Genomic DNA, 24,213 nt, shown 5'->3' with positions numbered 1-24,213 from the left:
AAATGAACTGTAAGAAGTTTTTTGCTCACCTCCCTTTCCACAAACGTTTGCAGGTAGGTCAGCTGCTTCGGAAGAAAAATTTTTGGATAAAAAGAAGACGCCTGCCTGCCTCGTCGCATAGCCGCCGCTGCGGGGCGGGCAACCCCGGTAACGACTTCGCAGTTTTAAGCCCGTTACTTTCACGCGGTCTAATCCCAAACACCTTTTCCCTCCTCTGACCTTATGATAGCCTATATTGCCGCTGCCGACCGCCACCATGCTGCTCCCGTGGCCTGGCTCAGCTCGTATTTCCTGTTTTCGTTTGCCGATTATTTCGACCGGAATAACATGCACTTCGGTCCGCTGCGGGTGTTCAACGACGATACCGTGGCCCCGCAAAATGGCTTTCCACAGCACCCGCACTCCGAGATGGAAATTGTAACGCTGGTGCTCGAGGGCGAAGTCAGCCACGAGGATACCATGGGCAACCAAACGGCCATTCCGGCGGGCGAGGTGCAGCGCATGACGGCCGGTACCGGCGTGGCCCACAGCGAGATGAACCGCCAGAATAAGCCCCTGCATCTGTATCAGCTCTGGTTTATTCCCAGCCAGAAAGGGCTCGCGCCCAGCTACGAGCAGAAAGACCTGGGCTTTTTGAAAGGCAAGAAAAATGAGCTGGTGCCGCTCGTAACCGGCCAGCGCGTGCTCGAAGACGTGGTGTACATGAACTCGAACAGTACCATTTACTGGAGCAACCTGGATTGCGGCAAAAAGCTGACCTTTAAGACCTTTCCTATCCGCCTCACGTTTATTTACGTAAAGCAGGGCAGCATTTATGTGAATGGCGTCGAGCTGGGCACCAGCGACCAGGCCCGCATCGACGCCGAAGACGTGCTCGAAATTGAAGCCACCAAAGATGCCCAGTTTATCCTGATTGACTTACCGGGCAGCGAGGCAAACTATTAGCAACCGCCCGGGTCCGGGCTATCGGTAGCGTAAAGAGGCGCGGTTAATATAGTTAATTAACTATATTAACCGCGCCTCTGCTTTGTCTGAACGCCAATCCTGTATCTTGCTCCAGGCTGGGGTTCAGGGAGCAGATAATCAGGTCAATAGCTACTTTTTGGCCGGAACAGGCCGGGGCTTCAGCACCAGGCGAAAGCCGCGCAGCGCGGCCGGATGGTAAATAGTAGCGTGCGTTTCGGCCGGCAGCGGCTCATAATAGCAGGTAAATTCGGGCCGGGCCGGCGCTTGCAGGAGAGTAGCGAGCCGGGCCGTGCCTGCCAGGTCGCCCTGGCTGCTGGTGGCCAGGTAGAGCGTTTTGGCGGGGCCGTGGTAGGCCGGCACGATAGCAGCCGCTTGTTTTACCAGCTCGCCCTTGTTCCACCACAGGCTAGGGTCAAAAGCGAGATACGTATCGAACAGGTCGGGCTCGAGCAGCAGGGTTTCGACGGTGAATAGCCCGGCCAGCGACTCGCCGACCAGGGCCGTTTCGGCCGTAGTGCGGTAGCGCTGGCGCACGGCCGGCATCAGCTCGCGGCGGATAAACTGCCGAAACACGGCCGAGCCGCCCACGACGGGCGCGATTTTCCTGTCCGCTTCCTGGGTAGTGGGGCCGGTAAGGTCACGGCGCCGGGCCGTGTTTTCGATGCCCACCAGAATGAAGGGCCGCATGGTGCCATTGCCCACCAGCACCTGCACCAGGCCCGCTACGTGCAGAAAATCTTCGGCCAGGCCGCCATCGGGCATGTATAAAACCGGCAGCCGCACGGTAGCCGAATCGCGGTAAACCGGTGGGTAGTATACGTTGATGTGCCGGGTTTCACCCAACACTTTCGATGCCAGCGTGAAGGTTTCGCCGATGCACAAGGGCGCGGCGGCCGGCAGGGACTGGGCACCAGCCCAGTGATTTGCCAGCACGAGCAGCAGCAAATGGAAGCTGATTTTCCACCTGCTGCGTGCTGATTTAGTAAAGAGTAAGTCCTGCATTACATCGTGTATTTACGCCCTTTGTTCTGCTCCTTCAAATACGCCATCAGCGGCTGGAAATAATCGACCATTGCGCGGGCCGAGAGGTCTTCGCCGGTTTTTTCCTTGAGTACCGTGCGCCAGTCGCGGCTGCTGCCGGGCCGCATAATATCCTGCAAAAACCGGCCGACCTCCTGGCTGCCGTAGTAGTTGGTGGCGTGCGGGTCCTGGTGCAGGATTTTGCGGGCAATGTGGTCGTGGAGCTGGAATAAGATGATGTAGCTCAGGGCGTAGTCGTAGTACTGGGCCGGGTCGTCGTTGATGTGAGTTTTGGTAGCCGGGTCGAGGTAGTTTTCGCCGCGCGGAGTGGGCGGTACCATGCCCTGGTACTGCTTGCAGAGCGCCCACCACTTGGCGTTGAGCTGGTCGGCGGGCAGGTTTTCGGCATAAAAGGCATTCTCCCACTCGCTCATCACGCCCGAGGCGAAGGGGATGAACGGCACGTATTGCAGCGCTTCCTTCAATAATTGCTGGGTCTGGTCGGTCTGGGTTTTGGGGTCAATCAGTCCCAGGCCCACCAAAAATGGCTTTTGCTGGGCGGCCAGGCCCATCATGCTGCCAATGGCCTCGTGGTAGGCGCGGTTGGCCCCCTGGCGCAGCAGCGGCGGCACGTCGGGGTTAGTATAAGTGAGGTAGTAATAGATGTGACCCAGCTCATGGTGGGTCGTTTCGTACCACTCGGTGTTGGGCTCCACGCTCATCAGGCTGCGCACGTCGTGCTGAAGGTCGATGTGCCAGGCCGAGGCGTGGTTGTTCTTTTTATAAGGCGTGCCGGCGGGCAGCGGATAGAGACTGCTTTTCTCGTAAAAGCTGGCCGGCAGCGCCGGGAATCCCAGACTCTGGTAGAAGCGCTCGGCCTGCTTCACGGGCCATTCGGAGCCTTTCTTCGCAATTTCCGCGTCGAGGTTGACACCTTTTACCGTCACCATACTGCCCCAGTCCTGGCCCCAGCGGTTGGGCAGCCAATCGGAGGGCAGGTAGTCGGGCACCTGTTTGGCGTGGTATTTCTTGGCCAGCTCGTAGCGGGCGTAGGTGTGCAGCTCGCGGTAGAGCGGGCGCAGCTCGGTGTTGAGCTGGTGCACGAGCTGCATCATTTCCGCGCGGGTAAGGCCGTAGTCGCTGGCCTGGTATGCGAAAAAATCGGAGTAGCCAAGTGCCTGCACGGTCTGGTTGCGCAGGTCGCGCAGGTTGAGCAGCCCTTCCTTGAGCGTAGGCCCGATGGCCTTGCTCGCCTCCCAGATTTGCTGGCGCTTCGGCAGGCTGGTTTCGGTGCGCAGCAGCGCGTCAATATCATTGGTCGTTACGCTCTTGCCCGCGTATTTATAATCGAAGCCGTAGAGCTTCTCGGTTTGCGCCGCCTCCGCCTTGATGCGGCGCTTTACGAGGTCGGCCACGGTCTGGGGCGAGTTGGCGGCGTTGTAGAGCGCCGTTTCGAGCTGCTTGACCTGCAGCGGGATAAGCTGGTCTTTGTGAGTCAGTAAATAGCGTAATTCTTTAATATTGTCGGCGCTGCCGGCGAAGGCGGCCATGCGTTCGTTGGCGCGGCCGGTGCGGCCGGCGTTGGTGGTGTCGCCGGGCACGATGTGGGTGTTGCTGGTCCACTCGGCTTCGCTCGACTGGGTGTAGCGCCGCACGTACTCGGCCGTATACCGGGTTAAAAACTGGTCGGCCTGGGCGCGGTAGTCGGGCGGAGCCGGGGTGGCGGGGGCAGCCGGTGCGGCGGCCGTCGCCACCGTCGGCAGCTTGGCCGTCGGCGCGCAGGCGGTAAGCAGCGCGGCCAGCACCGGCCAGGGCCGGGCAAAACGAAATTCGGAATAGCGCGTTTTCATGCCCGAAAGGTAGGAGGCAAGCGCCTGCTGCGCCCCCTGCCCCGGCGCTATTGCCGCGTACCTTCCCAACTTAATTGCTCGTTTATGAAAAATACTTCCCTGCTGCTGGCCGTTAGCTTACTGACCCTGACAGCTTCGACCAACCTTTGGGCGCAGGCCACTGCCGCCGGAACGGCCGCGCCGGTACTGCCGCTCTACAGCGGCTCCATCCCCGATTCCAAGCCCAGCCAGGTGCAGGAAACGAGCGTGACCGAGAGCGTGGGCGTGCGCATCTCCAACGTTATTCAGCCCACGCTGACGGTCTTTATGCCCGACCGCACCAAGGCCACTGGCACGTCGGTTATTATTTGCCCCGGCGGCGGCTATGGGCGGCTGGCCATCGACCACGAGGGCTACGACGTGGCCAAGCGCCTCAACGACCTGGGCGTAGCGGCCTTCGTGCTGAAATACCGCCTGCCCAATGCCCAGAGCCAGCCCGATAAAACCATTGCCCCGCTGCTCGATGTGCAGCAGGCCCTGCGCCTGGTGCGCCAGCTGGCGCCCAAGTATAATCTTAACCCGGAGCGCATCGGCCTGATGGGCTTCTCGGCCGGCGGCCACCTGGCGGCTATGGCGGGCACGCACTTTGCCCGCCCCGTGGGCGATAACCCCGGCCCAGGGTCGGTCCGACCCGCATTTCTGGTGCTGCTTTACCCGGTTATCAGCTTCACCGACAGCCTTATGCACAAAAACTCGCGTGATAATCTGCTCGGCACTACGCCCAGCCCTGAGCAGGTGCGCCACTACTCGGCTGAGCTGAACGTGAGTGCCCAAACGCCGCCCACCTTTATCGTACACGCCGAAGACGACAAAACGGTGCCCGTTCAAAACAGCCTGGTGTTTTACCAGGCGCTGCACCGCCACGGGGTGCCCGCCGAATTGCACATCTACCCGCACGGCGGCCACGGCTTCGGCATGAACAACAAAACCACCAAAGGCCAGTGGATGGACCTCCTCCAGAACTGGATGGATGCCAACGGCTGGCTGACGAAGTAAGTAGCCCAAGTTTCGGGTCGGGTACAGATTGGTTGGCGTGGGCAGCCGGCTTTTAGTCGGCTGCCCGCCTTGTACCCTGACCTAAAATGTGCGCTAGAGCGGTTTCGCGCTCAGGGTACAACGTGGAAGTAGCGTGGCTTCTGCGAATCCGCGCGTGGGCTGTTCGAGTACCATTCACGCGCGGATTCGCAGAAGCCACGCTACACCTACACTGTCTCCGAAACAACTCTAGTAGAGAACAATAGACATTCTACCTGTTCCTTACTCACTACTTACTGTTCACTGAAAAAATGCTTCAGCTCGGCAATCAGGCTCCCGACTTTTCCCTCCTTACTGATAAAGGCGACATGTTTCACCTGGCGGCCCAGCGTGGGAAGCCGGTAGTGCTGTATTTCTATCCCAAAGACGATACGCCCGGCTGCACGGCCGAGGCCTGCGCCTTCCGCGACCAGTATGCCTATTTCCTGGATTTGGGGGCGGTAGTGGTGGGCATCAGCTCCGATAGTGAAGCTTCACACCGGAAATTCAGCCAGAAGCACCGCCTGCCTTTCCCGCTGCTGGCCGATACGGGCGGGCAGTTGCGCAAGCAGTACGAGGTGCCCCGCGCGCTGCTGGGCTTGCTGCCCGGCCGCGTCACGTTTGTGCTTGATAAAGAAGGTAAAATTGCCTATATATTTAATTCGCTAAGTGGCGCAACCGACCACGTAAGCAAGACTAAGGAGGTGCTGCGCGGGCTGGCGGCGCAATAGCGTATTGCTACCACGCAGGGCTGGCTTGCGTATCAGGCAGCTATGCAGCCTTCCGTTAGCCTCATCAGTGATATTGGGCTGGTAGCCGCCGCGCTATCGGCCCTTACGTTTTTTCCGCAGGTCGTACATACCTGGCAAACGCGCTCGGCCAATGGCCTGAGCGGGCCCATGCTGGCCGTGGGAGCCAGTAGCATGGTGCTTTGGCTGGTGTACGGCGCCTATGAGCATAATACGCCCATATTGTTCGGCAACGGCATAAACCTGTTTTTCACCCTGCTGCTGGTGTTTTTCAAGCATTATTTCCGGCAGCTGGGCGAGCCCGAAAAGCCCCTGCCCGCGCCGAAATAGTAAGGGAGAGCTGTTTGGTAAGGGTGGGTTTTACGTGTTGGAAATGGTGGTTTACAGTATGTAAAAGCTACAGTGCCTACCTGAATTACTATTTGACTAGACGTTCTAAGGGGAAGCCGTGTAGTGCTCTGACTTGTAGCCAGTCTGATTTGCGTAGCAGTTTTGCCAGCACTAACCATGCTCCCCTAGCAAGATGAAAAGGCCAGTTTTAAAATACTTATTGTTGGTCGCGCTGCTGGTTGTGGTGAGCCTATACTTTACTTCTGCCTCCCGCAATCCTTACGAGGGCGTCGAATGGGTCAAAGACTACCCAGGTGCGGGAGACCGGTATGTGACCTTTAGCCCCGTACTGGCAAGCGACCACCGCGTCGCGCTTGGACCAAGCATCGGTGCGGACTACGGCGAGCTTTACTTCAAGGATTTAAACCGTGATGGCATCAAAGAAGCTATTGTCGAGAGTAATCCTTCGTTCACATTCGGAGAATTTTGCCCTGGCCGGGAGGTACTAGAATACCGAAAAAGCCCAGGCAAGCGGGTTGAATTTGTGCGTATTGAGCGCTTGTCTAAAAATTAGGGCGGTCGGTTTAGGAAAGGTATAATGGGAAGTGTCTTGGAAATGCCGCACATTCGCCCTCCTCCCCCAAAGTAGCCCGCCGGCCGCGCCCCGGCAGGCAGTTCAAACCCACTACTTTTCCAAGACTTGTACGAGAAGCGGCCATTATGTAAAGATTTTCCCAGTGGAGCTTACTGCAAAGTTGGCGTTTTTAAATACCACTGAAAATTCTGTTCCGCCCCTCAGCAAGCAAAGCCTGACTACCGCCAACCGCCGCCCAGCGCGTGGTAGAGGTTAGTAACGGCCTGGCGCTGCTGCAGCTGGTCGTTTACACCGCTGAGCTGGGCCTGCAGTAGGCTCTGCTGAGCCGTGAGCACCTCGGTATAGTTGGCGAAGCCGGCGCGCAGCAGCTCGTGGGTGTAGTCCACGGCTTTGTTGAGCGCGTCGAGCTGCTGGGCCCGGATGCGGGCTTTTTCAGTGGCGCTCTGGTAGGCAAAGAGGGCGTTGGAAACCTCCTGCCCGGCCGTGAACATCGTTTGCTGATACGTGTATAGGTATTCCTGCTGCAAGGCTTGCGAGCGAGCCAGCCGCAGGCGGTTGATGCCCTGGTTGAACACGGGCTGGGCCAGGCCGCCCACCACGCTGGCGAAGATGGCCGTGGGCGAGAACAGGTTCTGGATAGTCGTGCTGGTGAGGCCGCCGTTGGCCGTAATGGTAAAGCTGGGGTAGAAGTAAGTCCGCGCCGCGTTGGTTTGCTCGAAGGTCGACTCAAACGTATACTCGGCCTGCTGCACGTCGGGGCGGTTGCGCAGCAGCTGGCCGGGCACGCCCGTCAGCAGGGCCGGCGAAGCATCCTGCCCGGCCAGCGTACCGCGCTCAATGGGCCCGGGTGTGCGGCCCAGCAGGGTAGCCAGCAGGTTTTCGGTTTCGCGAATGTTGCGTTCCAGGTCCGGAATTGTGACTTCCACGGCGTAGCGCTGCGCCTCGCTTTGGACCACGGCCGCCCCGGTTACCACGTCGCCTTCCAGCAGCAGCTTCATCACCTCCACGTCCTGAATGCGGTTCTGGACCGTCTGGCGGGTGATTTCGAGCTGGGCATCGAGCGCCAGCAGGGAGTAGTAGTTGTCGGCAATATCGGCAATAAGCTGCGTGAGCACCACGCGCCGGTAGGCCTCGCTCTGGAGCACATAGGCTGCGTACGAGCGCTTGGTACTGCGGAGCTTGCCCCACACATCGGCCTCCCAACTGCTGCTCAGACCCAGTAAATATTGGTGAGCCGCTCCGCCACCCGTTACGATAGACTGGTCGGTGGTTGTCGTGCCGCTGGTGGTGCCGCCCGTAGTTGTGCCGCCAGTGGTGCCGCCACCCGTAGTAGTGCCTCCCCCGGTGGTCCCCCCGCCGGTAGTGCCGCCCCCGGTAGTGCCCCCGCCGGTAGTACCGCCGCCCGTGGTGCCGCCGGTAGTGCCGCCCGTGGTTCCTCCCGTAGTGGTTGTGCTGCTACCGGTGCTGGTGCCTACAAAAGCGCCGCCTACCCGCGAGAGGGTAGTAGTGGCCCGCCCGTTGAGGCTGGGCAGAAAGGCAGCCCGGCTTTGGGCAAGCAGCGCCTGCGCCTGGGCAATGCGGGCATCGGCCACTTGCAGGTTGCGGTTGTTGGCCAGGCCCTCCGTAATAAGCTTTTGCAGCTGGGGGTCGGTAAAGAGCTGCTGCCAGGGCCGCGAGGCCAGGGTGGTCGTATCGGTAGTGGCCGCGTCGCGGTAGAGGCCGGTAGTAGCAGTATCGGGCCGGCTATAGGGGTGCAGAATGCCGCAGCTGCTGGCTGCGAGCAAAAGCCCGGACAAGGATAGCCGATATAAATTAGTGCAAGTCATTAGGAGGTAATTCTGAGGCTTATACGCGGCCGCCGGGCCGCCGGGTGCTGGCCATGGGGAGCCGGGGCTAAGCCATTGCGGGCTGCACTGCAGGTTTTTCTTCCGGCTTTTGCTCGTCGGGCTTCTTCCCGTCGGGCTTCTGCTCGCCGGCATCTTTTTTGGGAGCACCACCCTCCGCCTCTTCCTGCTCAATCTGTTCCTGCGTTTTGGGCGGACCGCTGATGCTTTCCTGCAAGCCCTCAAAAATCATGAACAGCACCGGGACAAAAAACACCCCGACCAGCGTGCCAAACAGCATGCCGCCGATGGCCCCCGCGCCGATACTCCGGTTACCGTTGGCCCCCGCGCCACTTGCAAACAGCAGCGGCATCAGGCCAAATACAAAGGCAAAGGAGGTCATCAGAATGGGGCGCAGGCGGGCTTTGGCTCCTTCCAGCGCGGCTTCGGTGATACTCATGCCGCCGCCGCGCCGACGTGAGAGCGAAAACTCAATTATCAGAATGGCGTTCTTGGCCAGCAGCCCGATGAGCATAATCACCGAAATCTGCAGGTAGATATTGTTGTCGATGCCGAAAAGCTTGGCAAACAAGTAGGTGCCGCTCAGGCCAATCGGAATGGAAAGCAGCACCGCAAATGGCAGGATGTAGCTCTCGTACTGCGCACTCAGCAGCAGATACACGAAGACCAGCGAGAGCGCAAAGATGTAGAGCGACTGCTTGCCGCTGCCCTGCTCTTCGCGGCTGATGCCCGAAAACTCGAAGCCGTAGCCGGCCGGTAGCTTTTGCGCCGCTACTTCCTGAATGGCTACCAGCGCCTGCCCCGAGCTGACACCCTCCTTGGGCGAGCCATTGACCGAGATGGCCGTAAACAGGTTGAAGCGCGACAAGCTCTCGGGGCCGAAAACGCGCTTCAGCGTAACAAATTCGGTGATGGGCGCCATGGCCCCGGTGGCATTACGCACGAATATCTTGTTCAACCCAGCCGGGCTGGCGCGGTAGCTGCTGTCGGCCTGCACCATTACCCGGTACTGCTTGCCAAACTGGTTGAAGTTGGATGCGTACGAGCCGCCGTAATACACCTGCATGGCATTCAGAATATTGGCTTCAGTCAGACCTGCCTCTTTCACCTTGGCCACGTTGATGCTCAGCTCATACTGCGGAAAGCCGGGGTTGAAAGCCGTGGACGCATACTGAATCTCGGGCCGCTGGTTGAGGGCCGCCAGAAAGTCCTGCGCCACCTTGTAAAACTCGGCCGTGGTGTGCCCGCCCCGGTCCTGGAGCTGAAACGTGAAGCCGCCTGTTTGCCCAAAGCCCGTGATGGTCGGCTGCGAGTTGCTGCGGATATCACCGGCCCGGATGTGGGCCGTGAGCTGGGTTATCTTCTTGATAACTGCCTCGTTGTTCATGTCCTTGCGCTGGTCCCAGGGCTTGAGCCGCACGATAACCATGCCGTAGGCGCTGCCCTGCCCGGCCAGGAAGTTCTGGCCCGTGATGCGCAGCGTGCCCAGCACGGCCGGTATCTTCCGAATCAGGCTATCGACCTCATTATTCACGGCCGTCGTGCGCTCCAGGGTAGAAGCCGGCGGCAGGCTTACGTTGACGAAGATGGTGCCCATGTCCTCGTTGGGCACGAAGCTGCTTGGGGTGCTCGTCATCAGCACGTAGAGGCCTACCGCAAAGCCGGCTACCCCAATAAGAGCCAGCCACTTGCGTCCCATCAGAAACTCTACTACCCGCGTATACTTGGCTACCAGCGCATCATAGGCCGCGTTAAACGAAACACTGAAGCGCTGCATAAGCGTCTTTTTGGGGGCGTTTTTCGCTTCCTCGTGGTGGGGCGGCAGCAGGAAAAGGGCGGCCAGCGCCGGGCACAGCGTCAGGGCGTTGATAGCCGAAATCAGAATGGCCACCGCCAGGGTAATGCCGAACTGCTTGTAGAACACGCCCACCGAGCCGGTGATAAACGTGACCGGCAAAAACACGGCCGCCATCACCAGCGTGATGCTCACGATAGCGCCGGTTATCTCGCTCATGGCGTCGATGGCCGCCCGGCGCGGCGAGGTGTAGCCGCTTTCAAGCTTGGCGTGCACGGCCTCGACCACCACAATCGCATCGTCGACCACAATGCCGATGGCCAGCACCAGGGCGAAGAGCGTTAGCAGATTGATACTGTAGCCAAAAACCTTGAGAAAGAAGAAGGTGCCGATAATGGATACCGGCACCGACACGCCGTGAATAATCGTGGAGCGAAAATCCTGCAGGAAGATAAAGATTACCAGGAACACCAGCGCAAAGCACTCGAACAGGGTGTGGAGTACCTTGTCGATGGAGGCATCCAAAAAGTCGTTGATGTTCACCAGGTTGGTGTAGTGAATGCCGGCCGGAAACGACTTCTCGGCAGTAGCCAGCACGGCGATTGACTTTTGGATAACATCGCGGGCGTTGGAGCCCGGCGTCTGGTTCACCGAGATGCCTACCGAAGGCTTGCCAAACGTGGCGCTGTTGCTGGCGTAGTCCTGCGCGCCCAGCTCAATGCGGGCCACATCTTTGAGGTGCAGCAGCTGGCCCTGCGAGGTGCCCTTGAGCACGATGTTGCCAAACTGCTCTTCCGTCACCAGCTTGCCGGTATACTTGATAACGTACTGAAAGCTCTGGTCGCTGTTCTGGCCAAACTGGCCGGGCGCGGCCTCCACGTTCTGGTCGGCCAGCGCGGCCGTGATGTCGGCGGGCGTGAGGCCGTAGATAGCCATCACGTCGGGCTTGAGCCACACCCGCATGGCATAATTGCGCGAGCCGAAAGCATTGGCCGCCCCTACACCATTGACCCGCTGGAGCTGGGGCACAATGTTGATGAGCGCGTAGTTCTGCAAAAAGGTCTGGTCGTAGGCCGGGTTATCGCTGTAGAGCGCAAAAATCAACAGGTTGCTGCTCTGCTGCTTGCGCACCGTTACGCCGGCCAGGGTTACTTCCTGCGGCAGCAGGCTGGTAGCGCTGGCCACGCGGTTCTGCACATCGACGGCGGCCTGGTCGGGGTTGGTGCCCACGTTGAAATATACCTGAATAGACCCCGAGCCGGTATTGGTAGCCGAAGAGGTCATGTACGTCATGCCCTCCACGCCGTTTATCTGCTCTTCGAGCGGCACCAGCACGCTTTTGAGCACCACGTCGGCGTTGGCCCCTGCGTAGCTGGCCGATACCTGCACCGTGGGCGGCGAAATATCCGGATATTGCGCTATGGGCAGCGACAGTAGTCCCAGCACGCCCAGCAGCACGATAATAACCGAGATAACGGTGGAGAGCACGGGGCGCTCGATGAATATTTTCAGCATATAAATCTCATTTAACAAGTAGCCTTTCTCACTTAACGGAGCCCCTGCCAGTGAACCAGGGCTGGTTCGCCGTTAACTGAACCCTAGCCTGCCATATCGGTCCGGGCTTTCTTCACCACCCTGGGCCTGATTTTCATGCCTTCCTTGAGCCCGCTGATGCCCTCCAGCACCACGCGCTGACCGGCTTTCAGGCCCTTTTGCACCACGAAGGAGGTTCCGTCGGGCGTGGGCACTACCGTGAGGGCTACGGCGTGGGCCGCCGTATCCTGGCCCACTACGTAGGCAAAGCGCTTACCCTGAAGCTCGTAGGTGGCACTCTGCGGAATGATAAGCGCATTTTGCATGGGTTGCATCGTGCGCACCGAGCCGCTGCTGCCGCTGCGCAACAAGCCCTGCGGGTTGGGAAACGTAGCCCGGAAGCTACTGGCCCCGGTTTCGGTATTTATCTGACCGATAGCCGTTTCGACGCGGCCGGTGTATGGGTACACGCTGCCATCGGCCAGTACCAGGCGCACATCGGGCACGTGGGCCAGCTTGTCTTGCAGGGTGTTGCCGGGGCGTCGGCGGGCAAAGTTGAGCAACGCTTTCTCGCTGAGCGAGAAGTAGGCATAAACATTGCCAATACTTGATATAGTGGTGAGCGGGTCGGTGGAGGTGCTGCTCACCAGGCTGCCGATTTTATTCGGAATCGAGCCCATGATGCCGGTTACCGGACTCGTAATGGTAGTATAAGCCAGATTGGTATTGGCATTGGACAGGGTGGCCTGGGCCTGCGCCAAGGCCGCTACCTTCGATTCCAAAGTATATTGGGCCCCCTCCAGCTCATACTTGCTGATAATATTGCGGGCCACCAGCGGCTGCACCTTGTTTACTCCCATGCGGGCGGCGTCCACGTCGGCCTGGGCGGTTTTGATGCCGGCCTGCGCCGTGCGAACGGCCTGCTCGTACTGCGGGGCGCTGATGTGAAACAGCTTCTGGCCCTTGCGCACGCTGGCCCCCTCATCCACGTAAATAGCTTCTACAAAGCCATCTACCTTGGGCCGAATCTCGACGTTCTGCTGCCCCTGAATCGTGGCCGGGTAATCCTGGAAAAGCGTAACCGTATCGGGCCGCACCACCAGTACGGGATAGTCCTTGATGGGCTGGGGGCCGCCATCCTTGCCCCCTTTGCCGCCCTTGCCATCCGCAGCAGAAGTATCTTTTTTAGAGCCGCAGGCCGCCACGCTCAGTAGGGCCAGCAGCCCGGCCGCGAGGCCTGGTAATCGAGTAGTCATGCGTATATAACGTAAAGCCGTAGCGCCGGGTCGGGCCGCCCGCCTGCTAAAAGACGAAGCCGCCAACCACCCCGGCAGACACCGCTATACGTCCGATGGCCAGGGCAGAGTTATCAGGCAGAGGAGAAGTAAGGCTGTTTCCCCATAGGCCCCTCACTTAGTGATGGTGATGATGACCCGGCTCCGGGGGCCTGCCAAACAGGTTGACCAGGGCTCCGGTTACGAACAGGGTGGCCCAGCATAGGTAGAGCCAGCCGTAGCCGGCGGGCAGCGGCCGGCGCACCAGGTAGCGAATAAGCAGCTCGGCCCCGCCGCTCATGAGCAGGCCGGTGAAGGCGATAAACTGCCAGGAGTTGAACCGGCTGGGGCGATAGAGCTTGGTAAAATCCATAAGCAAGGCAGAAAAGCGGCAGGGCCGGCACAAAGAAACTGCCGCCGCTACGGGCAGGGCCAAACTTAGGGCCGGGCCACGCGTACAACCCAGGACCGATGCCTGCCGATGTGCGGTGGTCCGACACCAACGGCCGCCGTGATTTCAGCGCGCAAATTTAGTACTTACCCACCCCGACTTTTATGATACTCAGCGACGAGCTTTTCGAAGAAGATGCTGCTAAGGCTATTCCTGGCGGCCAGCAGAAGGATGCCCCGAATCAGAACCCTACCAACAGCGTGGGCCCGGGCAACGAGGAGCTGGCCCGGCAGCGCGATTACCAGCAGGACCAGAGCAACAACAAAGCCAGCGACGATGCCACGGCCCACCGCAACGTTGGTGCCAATGGCTACACCCAGCGCAGCGACCAGAAAGACCAGCTGGCCAACCTGCACATCGGGGGCTCCGAAACCGAGCCGCAGGGGGGCAACAACCACACCTCGGCCGGCGAGCAGGCCCAGGGCCCCGGCTTTACGGAAGAAGGCAGCTACGAGCTCGACGAGCAGGGTGAGGGCGTGCGGATGCACGAGCAGAAGCTGGGCGATAACCACACCAGCGGCTCGGTACTGCGGCCCCAGGACGAGACCAGTAAATAGAAAATTCTTACTATTTAAGCAGTCAGGCCTCCTGGCTGCCGGCCTCCCTGGCCGGCGGCCAGGAGGCCAGCTTTTATAGAAAAGGAATTTAGCTGCTTGTCGTTGTGAAGGCGCCGCTTATCTTGCCGCACCTTATTTGTTCTTCACAATGAATTCTGTTTTTACTGCAACAAGTTTATCGGGCCTGAAGCCGCTTTCTCTTCTGCCAGACCGGCCTTATCTGCGTTGGGGGCGGAGCTTGGCCGGCCTGCTGCTGGCGGCCGGTCTGGCGGGCTGTAGCCCCACCCCGGAAACCGCTGCTACTGCGCCGGCCATCACTGCCCCCGCCTTAGCCAACGTTGCGGCCCCACTGCCGGCTCCGGTAGCAGCCACCCCTAAGGCGGCCAGCGGGAAAGAGCAGCTTAAAGGGAAGCTTGCCAAGCCGCGGGCCGTAAAGCCCGTGGCGCCGCTGCCCGCGCCGGTAGTGGCCGAGGCCGCCCCGGCGCCGGCCCCCGAGCTGGTAGCCGCCCCGGCGCCGCCGGCCACGCGCACCCAGGCCGGGCGGGTGCTCGACGAAAATGGCCGGCCCCTGGTTGGGGCTACCGTGCTGCTGCGCGGCAGCAGTAAAGGCACCAGCACCGACGCCAACGGCAGCTACACGCTGGAAGTACCCAATGGCGAAAATACCTTCCTAATCGGCTACGGAGGCTACGAAGACGAAACCATCAGCAGCCGCGATGGCCAGCCCCTGACGGTTACGCTGCTGCCCTCACCCAGCAGCAAAAAAGCCGGCCGCCGTGGCCGGCAGTAGAAAAAACCAGTGCGGTTGCCAAGGTGGCACCTTACCTGTTGCCTGAAAGGGAAGCGCTAACAGACAGATTACTCTGATGTTAGCGCTTCCCTTTGTTCCTTCTTACCGCAGCCGCTGGCGAAACAGCCAGTACACCGGCAGCCCCAGCGCTACCAGGCCCAGGCCGTAGCGCGAGTATTCGGCCGTGTCGGGCGCGATGAGCAGGATAACGCAGAAGGCCGAAGCCAGCACCACGTAGAGGCCCGGCAGCACCGGGTAGCCCCAGGCGCGGTAGGGGCGGGGCGCGTCGGGCCGGGTGCGGCGCAGCACGAAAATGCCGATTATCGTAATAAGGTAGAACAGGATAACCGAAAACATGACGTAGTTGAGCAGCTGCCCGTAGCTGCCGCTCAGGCACAGCAGGCAGGCCCACAGGCACTGGGCCCACAGCGCCCGGCCCGGTACGCCGGCCTTGTTGAGCGTGGCCAGCGAGGGAAAAAACAGACCGTCTTTCGCCATAGCATAATAGGCCCGGGCGCCACTCAGAATAATGCCATTGTTGGCCCCAAAGGTGCTGAGCATGATAAGGATAGCCAGCACGTATGCGCCGGCCGTGCCCATCACCGACTCGGCCACGGCGGTAGCCACGCGGTCGTCGGCGGCGTACTGAATGCCGCGGCCGGCCAGCGTCGCGGCCTCGGGCGAGCCTTTAAGCGGCAGCACCAGCAGGTACACCACGTTGATTAAAATATAGAGGGCCGTGACGATGGCGGTGCCCAGGGCCATGCTGCGCACCAGCGTGCGCTCGGGGTTCTGGATTTCCTCGCCCGCGAAGCCGATGTTGTTCCACGAGTCGGACGAAAACAGCGAGCCGGTCATGGCCATGCCAATGGCGATAACCAGGCTGCCGGTGCCCAGCGGCACGATGCCGCCGGTGGCCCCCGGTGCCGGCGAGCGCGTGGCGTGCCACAGGTCGTGAAAATTGGCCTGCACGGCGTCGGCATTCAGGCCCAGAAACAGGCCAAAGAGAATAAGCAGCGCCAGCGCCACGAGCTTGGTCGAGCTCAGCACATTCTGAATAAGCTTGCCGGCCCGCACCCCGCGCGCATTGATGGCCGTGATGCCCACAATGAGCAGAATGGCCAGCAGCTGCACCGAGCTGAACGGAAACGGCCCAATGCTGAACAGCACGTTTTTAACGGAGAACCAGGGCCGAAGCACGCCCGTAAACTTGGCAAAGGCCACGGCTACGGCGGCAATTACGCCGGTCTGAATCACGAGGAAAAGCGTCCAGCCGTACAGGAAAGCTACCAGCTTGCCAAAGGCTTCGCGCAAATACACATACTGCCCGCCCACCTTGGGGAACATGGCCGCCAGCTCGCCGTAGCTGATGGCGCCGGCCATGGTGATGAGGCCCGTGAGCAGCCAAACTACCAGCAGCCAGCCCGCTGAGCCCACCTGCCGGGCAATATCGGCCGACACGAGGAAGATGCCCGAGCCAATCATGGAGCCCGTCACGAGCATTACGGCATCGAACAGCGTAAGGGCGCGGCGGAAGTGGCCGGGCGCAGCGTCGGTAGAGGAGGGGGGTAAGGTTTCGGCCATAAAAGCAGGAGTATGGGCAGTTTTTTGCCAAAGAAACGGCACCACGTCTGATACTGCCGGCAACCGGGCAGGCTGCTCCTGCATTTGCCCGCATTTTTTATGCTTTTTGGAGCGGTGCCCGCTACGCTTCTGGGTCTTTTCACGAGCTTAGCCTGCCCGAGCGAGCGGGTGGTGTAAAAAGAATGGCCTACCCGCCGGAGTACGGTAGCTTGGGGCCCGGCCGCCTACTTTTGCCTTCATGTCCCGCAAGCTTCTGGCCCTGTTGGTAGCGATGGTGGTGCTGCTCTCGCTGGCTACCTACGTTTATTACCGCCGCACGCTGGCCGCCCGGCCCATTGACCCCTACGCCCTGGTGCCCGACGATGCGGTGCTGGTGCTGGCCACCCGCGACCACGCCGCCCTGGTGCAGCACTTGCAGGAGGCCGGCGTGTGGGACAATATTACCGGCGTTAGATATTTTCAGCAGGTAGCCGGTCAGCTGGCCCTGGCCGACAGCCTCGACAACGGCGGGCGGCCCGTAAGTCCGCTCGCGGGCCGGCAGCGCGGCTTGCTGGCCCTGCTGGGCCGCAAGCTGGTGCTGACCTCGCTGCACCTCACCGGGCCGGGGCAGGTCGATGCGCTTTATCAGGTGCCGCTGGCCAATGTACGCGAGTACCGGCAGGCGCGGGGCCTGCTCGAAACGCTGGGGCGCGACCCGCGCTACACCTTGGGCACCCGCGACTACGAGGGCTATGAGCTGCAGGAGCTGACGGCCCGGCAGGGCGGCCGGCTCACGGTGCTCAATTACCGCAATCACTTGTTGATGAGCACTTGCGCGCCGCTGGTAGAGGCGGTAGTCAATCGCCTGCGCCACCCCGATTCGCCGACCGTGCACGCGGGCTTCGGCACTACCGACCTGCTGCGCCTGCGCGATGTGGATGCCACTCTGCTCGTTAACTTTCGCCGGCTGCCGGGGCTGCTCGATGTGCTTTTTCAGCCGGGTACCCACGCTTTGCTCGACCAGGCCCTGGTGCTGGCTCACGAAGGCCTGCTGGGCCTGAAATTCGGCCCCGGCCAGCTTACCCTCACCGGCTTTGCCAACCCCGAAACGGCCGCCAACTCCTGGCAGCAGCAGCTGCGCGGCCAGCCCGCCCAGCCCTTGCGCGCACTTGCCGATGTGCTGCCCCTGCGCACGGCCCTGGTGGTAGCCGTGGCCGGGCAGCTGGCCCGGCCCCCGGCCTTGGCCGCCGATACTGCGCGGGCCACCAGGCAGGCCCTCGACAGCCTGCGCGCTTCCCTTACGCCAGGTGCTACCCTGGCTTACCTGGCGGCGCCCGCGCCCGGAGTGGCGCCCGTGCGGCTGTGGCTGGTGCGCAGCCCGGTGCCGGGCCGTGCGGCTCGCTGGCTGGCCCGGCTGCGCCGCTTGGGCGGGGCTTCGCCGGCATTCAGCAGGGTGGGGCCCTATGAGCAGTACGAGGCAGGCTTCGCCGCCGACCAGCTCTTGGGACCGTTAGCGGCGGCTCGGCCCGCGGGCGAACCTGCCGCGCCCCTGAGTACGGCGCTGGTTGGCAGCTACCTGGTGCTGAGCGATAACGCTGGCCTGCGCGCCTACCTCGCCGAAGTAGCGGCCGGGCAGGTGTGGAGCCGCTCGGCCACGCAGGTGGCGCTGCTGCAGCAAATGCTGCCGCTGGCCCGCCTCTCCCTGCTGGCCGATGTGCGCCAGGGCTGGAATGCCCTGCTCGGCAACCTGGCCGAAGAGCGCCGGGCCGGCCTGCTGCGCAACGAAAGCTTACTGCGCTACTTTTCGCAGGTAGCCTGGCAGCTGGTGCCGCCCGAGCAGCCCGCCGAGGAGCTTCGGGTGGCCTTTGAGCCCGGCAGCCAGTATTTTGCGCAGCTGGTACTGCGCCGCCCCGGCCAGGCCCTTACGCCCGACTCGGCCGCGGCGGGCAGCAGCGCGCGCCTGCGCTTCCCCGCCGTGCTGGCCGGCCAGCCGGTGCTGCTGCCCGCCGTGCCGACTGCCGATGGCTCGCTGGCGTCTCCCATCGTAGTGGCCGACTCGCTGGGGCAGCTGCGCCTGCTGCCCGCCGGCACCACCAACCGGGCGTGGGTCGATACCCTGCCGGGCCCCGTAGTGGGCTCCGGGCCGCGCCTGCTGCGCGGGCGGCTGCTGCTGGCCACGGCGCACCGCCTCCACTGGCTTAGCCCGGTCGATGGCCGGGAGGCGGCCGGCTTCCCCTTCAACCTGCCCGATACCGCTGCCGTTGCCGCCGTAGTGGCGGGCACGTCTTCCCGGGTGCTGGTGGCCACAACGGCCAACGACCTGCTGCTGTTTGATACCAATGGCCGCCGCTACCCCGGCTGGCCCCACCGGCTCGAAGCACCCCTGGCCGGCCCGCCGGTCTTGCTTACCGTAGGGGGCCGCGACGTGGTAGTGGCTGCCCTGCGCAATGGCTACGTGTATGCCTTCGACCAGGCGGGGGGGCGCTTTCCGGGCTTTCCCGTCAGCGCCGGGGCGCGGCTCGAAGGTCCACTGCTCACTACGGCCGGTAGTACGCTGGCCCGCAGCCAGCTGCGGGTTGTCAATCAGCACGGCGAACTGCTTACTATTACCCTCAGCGGCGACATCACAGCCCGCCGGCGCGTTGCTACCTGGAGCCGTACGGCCAGCTTCCGGCTCGTGCCGGAGGCCGAGGGCCGTGCCGGCTCGTTTGTGGTGGTGCGCCAGGATGGCGGCCAGCTCGATGTATTCAGCCCCACCGGGGTGGTGCCGCTGCTGAGCCGCCAGCTGCTTACCTCCGGTCCAAAGCCGGTGCAATGGTTCGACTTCGGTAGTACGGGCGGGGGGCAGGTGCTGGCTCTCTCCGAGCCGCAGCCGGGGCAGGTATCGTTGTTCGACGGCCAGGGCCGTGCGCTGGGCGCCGGTGCCGGCAGCCCCGGCGCGGCCGGCGTGTGGCCCAGCACCGGCACCGGCGTGGCCCTGCGCTATGATGCGGCCCACCAGCGCTATCAGCTGCTGCGGCTACTGCGCCGCGAGCTGCGCCGCGATGAGGTAGCGCGGCCATAAGAGGGAGTAGGATAGTAAAAAACTATATTATTCGATACGAGTCATTTTCAAGCTTTTTTGCTTAGCGCTACTCGTTACTTGCTGCTTTCTGTAAATAATGCGGAGTCCCATCAAATCTACAACTTGTTGAAAATATAATCTTAATAATATATAAAAATATATTATTAAGATTAACTTAATTCTTGTCAGGCTTTTAGCCGGGAGTTTCAGACGGGACTGCCCATTTTTTGAAACCCGGGGCCGCATTTTTCTGAACCCCCTTGCGGCTACGCCCGTCCCCTTTTTGGGTTCTTGTGACAAACGCATCCTGTTGGCGAATCATTGCGTGGTGAAACGAGGTGCCGTTAACCCAGACGCGGCCGCTTTCGAGCAATCACTACCTCAGTCAACAGCTTAAAAACGAATTCGCCAACAGGATACGTTTTCCACAGGAACCCGATGACCGGTGGAGAGGGTCCGCCCTTGTTGCGGATGCCTTACTCCACTGCTAGACGCAGGGCTTTGTTGCCAGCGCGCACCACGTACACGCCCGCTGGCACCCCCGCCGGCAGCACCAGCGCGGCTGCACCCGAGGCATCGGCCGGGACTGACGTGACCAAGCGGCCCAACGCGTCCAGCACGGTCACGACGGTGCCGGGCGCTGCGCCCGTAAGCGTGGCTACGCCGCCGGCCGCCGGGTTAGGATAGAGCTGCACAGAACCCGCGCCCCGTGCCAGGCCACGCACGGCTAGCGGCGAGAGGCTGGTGTCTACCACGCGGGCCAGCACTAGCGTGCTGCCGTTAGACGTGACGGGGATAGTGTAACTGCCGAAGGTCGCGCTGGGGACCACGTTGCCCACGGTCACCACATTCTGCCCGCTCACGGCGGTGCCGTAGCCCACGTCGTCAGCGGTGCCGCCGCCCACCTGGGCCCAATTTAGCGCGGCACTGCTGCCATTGTCGGTATACCTGGCCAATACCAAGTCCTGGGTCGTTCTGCCGGTGGCGGTGGCCCCGTTCACCGTCACAGTGCCGGGCGTGGTGCCTGAGCCGCCGAACAATACACCGTTGGCGTTGGTGGTGGTGTTTGTGATGCTACCCGTCACGTACACGCTAGTGCCGCTCACGGCGATGCCGTAGCCAAAGTCGTTAGCGGTGCCGCCGCCCACCTGGGTCCAGCCCAGTGCGGCGCTGTTTCCGTTATCAGTGTATTTGGCCACCAGTAGGTCGTAGTCAAGTGCGGCGCTGCTGGCTCCGTTCACCTGCACGGTGCCGGGCGTGGTGCCCGAGCCGCCGAACAACACACTATTGGCGTTGGTGGCGGAGTTGTTAATGGTACCCGTCACGTACACGTTGGTGCCGCTCGCGGCGATGCCGAAGCCCCCGTCGGAGCCCGTGCCGCCGCCCACCTGGGTCCAGCCCAGCCCGGCACTGCTGCCATTGTCGGTATACTTGGCCACAAAAACATCGTCCGTAGCCCTGCCGTTTGCCCCGTTCACCTGCACGGTGCCGGGCGTGGTGCCTGCGCCCCCGAACAATACACTATTAGCGTTGGCAGTGGTATTCCTGATGCTGCCCGTCACGTACACGTTGGCCCCGCTCACGGCGATGCCATAACCAAAGTCGTCCGCGGTGCCGCCGCCTACCTGGGTCCAACTCAGCGCGGCACTGCTGCCGTTGTCGGTGTATTTAGCCACTACTAAGTCGGAGCTGGCCGTATTGCTGGCTCCCAACTGAACGGCCGCGCCGGGCGTGATGCCTGCGCTTCCAAACAGCACACTGTTGGCGTTGGTCGTGGTATTGTTGATGCTGCCCGTCACGTACACGTTGGCCCCGCTCACGGCGATGCCGTAGCCGGTGTCGGCGCCGGTGCCGCCGCCCACCTGAGTCCAATTCAGCGTGGCATTGTTGCCGTTGTCGGTGTACTTGGCCACCAGTAGGTCGGGATTAGGCGCAGGGCTGGCTCCGTTCACCTGCACGGTACCGGGCGTGCTGCCCGAGGCGCCAAACAGGACCCCGGCGCCGTTAGTAGCATTATTGGAGATGTAGCCCGTCACGTACACGCTGGTGCCGCTCACGGCGATGCCGTAGCCCACGTCGGCCAGGACGCCGCCCCCGCTTTGAGCCCACGCCCAGGTACTGGTGGCGGGCACGTACTTGGCCACGAACAGGTCCGCGCCCCCCTGACTAGTAAGCAACGTACTGCCAAAGGCGACCTGCCCGACAAAGCGGCCCGTCACGAAAACGTTGCCGCGGGCATCGGTGGCCACGGCGCGGGCCTCGCTGAGGAGTCCGCTTTGGCTGATGACGCCGATGGCCCCGGCCCAGGCGGGGGCCTGGGCCGAGGCTGTGCGGGACGGCAGCGCTAGCCACAGAGTCAGCAACAGACAAGAAGCGCGAAAAGCCAGGCGGCGCGTATGGGCGGCTTGCCCAAGGACAGTGTAAGGATTTTTCATGCGTTTAATAGAAAAAGAATGAGGGAATGCCTGGTTCCGCCTCTTGGCCCAGCAAGCGGGCCGCATCAACTTGATGCTCAGACAGGACCGGCACTAAGATACACGTCACATGAATTATTTGTTTGTCTATTCTCCTGCTTGTGTTAACTCCGCTGGTCACGGCGGTCTGGGGGTAAAAGGGATTCTTCTAAACGGGCGGATTTACACGCGAAGCCCCGCTTAACTGCTTGCTGACCTGATTCATTCATGGCCAGACCTTCGCGCAGGAGCTGCGCAATGGCCTCCTGTTTGCCCGGAGCCAGGCGGGGCGGACCACGTGCTGGCCCTGGGCTTAGGCCCGAGTTATGCCGGCGCGCACCCGCGGGCTGACAAGGGTGCTTTTCGCGCCGGTACTTACTCAGCCAGCGGCAGGCCCAAGGTGTCGACGGCAATATGACGCTTGCGGCCAGCTACTTGCTTACCGGCCTCGTAGCCGTGGCAGCCCCCCTTTGACTGCCTATGCGTATCGACTGCGAGTCGATGGCCCCGGCTGTCGGTTCCGGCTCGCGGGTGAGTTGGCGCACTTGCCGCCGCAGGCCCGCGAGTAAGCGGTCCCAGGTACCGTCCTCGCGCCAGGCTTCGAACTGCTTATAGACCGTGCGCCACAGCGGCAAATCATGTGGCAGCAGGGCCATGGCCCCGCCGGCGCGCAATTGGTAAAAAATAGCGTGGAGCAACTCCCGTTTATGGTGCAACGGCGGCCGACCCAGGCCACTGTTGCGCAGGTAAGGCTCCATTAGTGGCCATTCGGTATCGGTCGGTTAAATCGGTAGCGTAAGCGGCGCGAAACATAGAACAAACCTACATAGCCCTTCTATTTGCCAACCCCCTGCAGGGCCGCGCCCGCCGCCGTGGCGGCCGAAGCCGGCGCGCTAGCAGGCGGGGCGTTGTAGTTTGCGCCACTTTCCCATGCCTCCACGGCGGCAAGCAAAAGCTTTGGCTACCTTCCACTCATGCCTTTCTCCCTTGGCCTCGTCGTAGGCAAGTTCTGGCCCCCGCACCGGGGCCATCAGCTGCTGCTCGAAACAGCCGCTGCCCAGGTAGCCGAGCTGCTCGTGCTCGTGTATGCCAACCCCGACGACCCGGCGCACCCCGCCCCCGAGCGGGCGGCCTGGCTGCGCGAGCTGTATCGCGGCGACGACTACGCCCAGGGGCCGCGCATTGGCGCCACGCCGCTCCGTATTATAGCCCTCACGGCGGGCACCGACGGCGTGCCGCCCGATACTGCCGACGATCACACCCACCGCGCTTTTATCGGGCAGTGGCTGGCTCGCCACGGCTACCGCATCGAGGTAGTGTTCAGCAGCGAAGCCTATGGGCCCGGCTTTGCCGGGCACCTGGGGGCGGCGCATGTGTTGGTCGATATCACCCGGCAGCGGGTACCCGTTAGCGGTACCCGGCTTCGCGCCGCATTGGCTGATAATACCCTCGTGGCTGACAACTCTTTGTCCCTGCTGCACCCCTTTATCGCGGCGCAGTACGGCGCGGTGCCGCCCGCCGCCCTGCCCCGGCTGGTGCTGCTCGGGGCCGAGAGCAGCGGCAAAACCACCCTGGCCTCCGCACTGGCCGAAGCGCTCGGTACCGTGTGGGTGCCCGAATATGGCCGCCTGCTGCACGAGCAAAAAAACGGTGAGCTGGTCTACGAAGACCTGCTCTACATCGGCCGCCGCCAGCTGGAGCTGGAAGATGAAGCCACCCCCCGCGCGCACGACTGGCTCGTTTGCGATACCAACGCGGCTACCACAGCGCTTTATTCCTACTACTATTTTCATCGCTGCGACCCCGCCTTGCAGGCGCTGGCACGGGTGTGCGGCCGGCGCTATGCCCGCACCTTCGTGTGTATGCCCACCGTCCCCTTCGAGCAGGATGGCTGGCGCGGCCCCGAAGCGCTGCGCCAGTTTCAGCACGGCGCTATTCTGATGCAGCTGGAGATGCTGGGCATCCCGTATACTTTGCTCGATGGCAGCTTGGAGGAACGGGTAGCGCAAGTGCGGGCGGCGCTAGGGTAATAACCTTTGTTCGCCACTGTCTTTTCTTAAAACCTGTTTAGGAAGTAGACTAAAATAAAAAGAACGTCATGCTGAGCTTGTCGAAGCATCTCTACCGCTTCACCTACCCTTTCACTGGCGCGAGTTTAGCGCAGCGTAACTCGTGACTATTTTTTCGGTGGAGGCTGTGCCTCCTATAGAACGAGCCGTTGCTGTGCCACTACTACCAGCCCGGCCGCCGCTTGCCGCTGGCGCGGCAGTGGAGGTGCAACCTCCACAAGAAGAAAAGGCACGAGTTACGGCTGCGCCTAAACTCG

The 24,213-nt window shown here is 61.9% G+C and carries 18 protein-coding genes; 9 read left to right on the top strand and 9 right to left on the bottom strand.

The window, feature by feature from the left end:
* Positions 1–222 precede the first annotated feature (222 nt).
* Positions 223–945: a pirin family protein gene (locus tag F6X24_RS14390; RefSeq protein WP_151088684.1), complete on the top strand. Its 723-nt coding sequence runs from the start codon at positions 223–225 to the stop codon at positions 943–945.
* Between the two features lie 150 nt (positions 946–1,095).
* Here F6X24_RS14390 and F6X24_RS14385 read toward each other — a convergent pair whose 3' ends face one another.
* A complete protein-coding gene (locus tag F6X24_RS14385; protein ID WP_229725117.1) occupies positions 1,096–1,911 on the bottom strand; it encodes an alpha/beta hydrolase in 816 nt (271 codons plus the stop codon).
* A gap of 56 nt (positions 1,912–1,967) precedes the next feature.
* Positions 1,968–3,836 (bottom strand): M2 family metallopeptidase, encoded by a 1,869-nt coding sequence (locus tag F6X24_RS14380; RefSeq protein WP_151088682.1) that lies wholly within the window; start codon positions 3,834–3,836, stop codon positions 1,968–1,970.
* 84 nt (positions 3,837–3,920) lie between these two features.
* Here F6X24_RS14380 and F6X24_RS14375 point away from each other — a divergent pair, with 84 nt between their 5' ends.
* From F6X24_RS14375 to F6X24_RS14360, 4 genes are all read left to right on the top strand, one after another.
* A complete protein-coding gene (locus F6X24_RS14375; protein WP_151088681.1) occupies positions 3,921–4,871 on the top strand; it encodes an alpha/beta hydrolase in 951 nt (316 codons plus the stop codon).
* A gap of 290 nt (positions 4,872–5,161) precedes the next feature.
* Entirely contained in the window at positions 5,162–5,620 is a 459-nt protein-coding gene (locus tag F6X24_RS14370) for a peroxiredoxin (protein WP_151088680.1), read from the top strand.
* A 42-nt stretch (positions 5,621–5,662) separates the two neighbouring features.
* A complete protein-coding gene (locus F6X24_RS14365) occupies positions 5,663–5,968 on the top strand; it encodes a SemiSWEET family sugar transporter (RefSeq protein WP_151088679.1) in 306 nt (101 codons plus the stop codon).
* Positions 5,969–6,161: 193 nt separating this feature from the next.
* Entirely contained in the window at positions 6,162–6,542 is a 381-nt protein-coding gene (locus F6X24_RS14360; RefSeq protein WP_151088678.1) for a hypothetical protein, read from the top strand.
* Positions 6,543–6,781: 239 nt separating this feature from the next.
* Here F6X24_RS14360 and F6X24_RS14355 read toward each other — a convergent pair whose 3' ends face one another.
* The 4 genes from F6X24_RS14355 to F6X24_RS14340 all read right to left on the bottom strand — a co-directional run bounded on the left by F6X24_RS14355 (position 6,782) and on the right by F6X24_RS14340 (position 13,382).
* A complete protein-coding gene (locus F6X24_RS14355; RefSeq protein WP_191906337.1) occupies positions 6,782–8,359 on the bottom strand; it encodes an efflux transporter outer membrane subunit in 1,578 nt (525 codons plus the stop codon).
* Between the two features lie 97 nt (positions 8,360–8,456).
* Positions 8,457–11,717: an efflux RND transporter permease subunit gene (locus F6X24_RS14350; protein WP_151088676.1), complete on the bottom strand. Its 3,261-nt coding sequence runs from the start codon at positions 11,715–11,717 to the stop codon at positions 8,457–8,459.
* An 83-nt stretch (positions 11,718–11,800) separates the two neighbouring features.
* Positions 11,801–12,991, bottom strand: coding sequence for an efflux RND transporter periplasmic adaptor subunit (locus F6X24_RS14345; RefSeq protein ID WP_151088675.1), 1,191 nt, complete (start codon positions 12,989–12,991; stop codon positions 11,801–11,803).
* A gap of 157 nt (positions 12,992–13,148) precedes the next feature.
* Complete coding sequence (locus F6X24_RS14340) at positions 13,149–13,382, bottom strand: hypothetical protein (RefSeq protein ID WP_151088674.1); 234 nt, start codon at positions 13,380–13,382, stop codon at positions 13,149–13,151.
* Between the two features lie 182 nt (positions 13,383–13,564).
* On the opposite strand from F6X24_RS14340, the gene F6X24_RS14335 reads away from it, so the two are divergent.
* Together F6X24_RS14335 and F6X24_RS14330 are read left to right on the top strand one after the other, a co-directional pair.
* A complete protein-coding gene (locus F6X24_RS14335; RefSeq protein WP_151088673.1) occupies positions 13,565–14,017 on the top strand; it encodes a hypothetical protein in 453 nt (150 codons plus the stop codon).
* A gap of 148 nt (positions 14,018–14,165) precedes the next feature.
* Complete coding sequence (locus F6X24_RS14330; protein ID WP_151088672.1) at positions 14,166–14,807, top strand: carboxypeptidase-like regulatory domain-containing protein; 642 nt, start codon at positions 14,166–14,168, stop codon at positions 14,805–14,807.
* 102 nt (positions 14,808–14,909) lie between these two features.
* Here F6X24_RS14330 and F6X24_RS14325 read toward each other — a convergent pair whose 3' ends face one another.
* Positions 14,910–16,391 carry an APC family permease gene (locus F6X24_RS14325; protein ID WP_151088671.1) on the bottom strand — a complete coding sequence of 494 codons (1,482 nt, stop codon included), beginning with the start codon at positions 16,389–16,391 and terminating at the stop codon, positions 14,910–14,912.
* 238 nt (positions 16,392–16,629) lie between these two features.
* On the opposite strand from F6X24_RS14325, the gene F6X24_RS14320 reads away from it, so the two are divergent.
* Positions 16,630–19,434: a hypothetical protein gene (locus F6X24_RS14320; protein WP_151088670.1), complete on the top strand. Its 2,805-nt coding sequence runs from the start codon at positions 16,630–16,632 to the stop codon at positions 19,432–19,434.
* A 476-nt stretch (positions 19,435–19,910) separates the two neighbouring features.
* Here the strand turns inward: F6X24_RS14320 and F6X24_RS14315 are convergent, their stop codons facing one another.
* Together F6X24_RS14315 and F6X24_RS19480 are read right to left on the bottom strand one after the other, a co-directional pair.
* Positions 19,911–21,869, bottom strand: coding sequence for a beta strand repeat-containing protein (locus F6X24_RS14315; RefSeq protein WP_151088669.1), 1,959 nt, complete (start codon positions 21,867–21,869; stop codon positions 19,911–19,913).
* A 449-nt stretch (positions 21,870–22,318) separates the two neighbouring features.
* Positions 22,319–22,645, bottom strand: a complete 327-nt coding sequence (locus tag F6X24_RS19480; RefSeq protein ID WP_151088668.1) for a transposase — start codon at positions 22,643–22,645, stop codon at positions 22,319–22,321.
* Between the two features lie 216 nt (positions 22,646–22,861).
* On the opposite strand from F6X24_RS19480, the gene F6X24_RS14305 reads away from it, so the two are divergent.
* Positions 22,862–23,917 carry an AAA family ATPase gene (locus F6X24_RS14305; protein ID WP_151088667.1) on the top strand — a complete coding sequence of 352 codons (1,056 nt, stop codon included), beginning with the start codon at positions 22,862–22,864 and terminating at the stop codon, positions 23,915–23,917.
* Positions 23,918–24,213 lie beyond the last annotated feature (296 nt).

Source organism: Hymenobacter baengnokdamensis (assembly GCF_008728635.1).
Taxonomy (GTDB): domain Bacteria; phylum Bacteroidota; class Bacteroidia; order Cytophagales; family Hymenobacteraceae; genus Hymenobacter; species Hymenobacter baengnokdamensis.
This window is presented reverse-complemented; position numbering and strand designations above follow the sequence as displayed.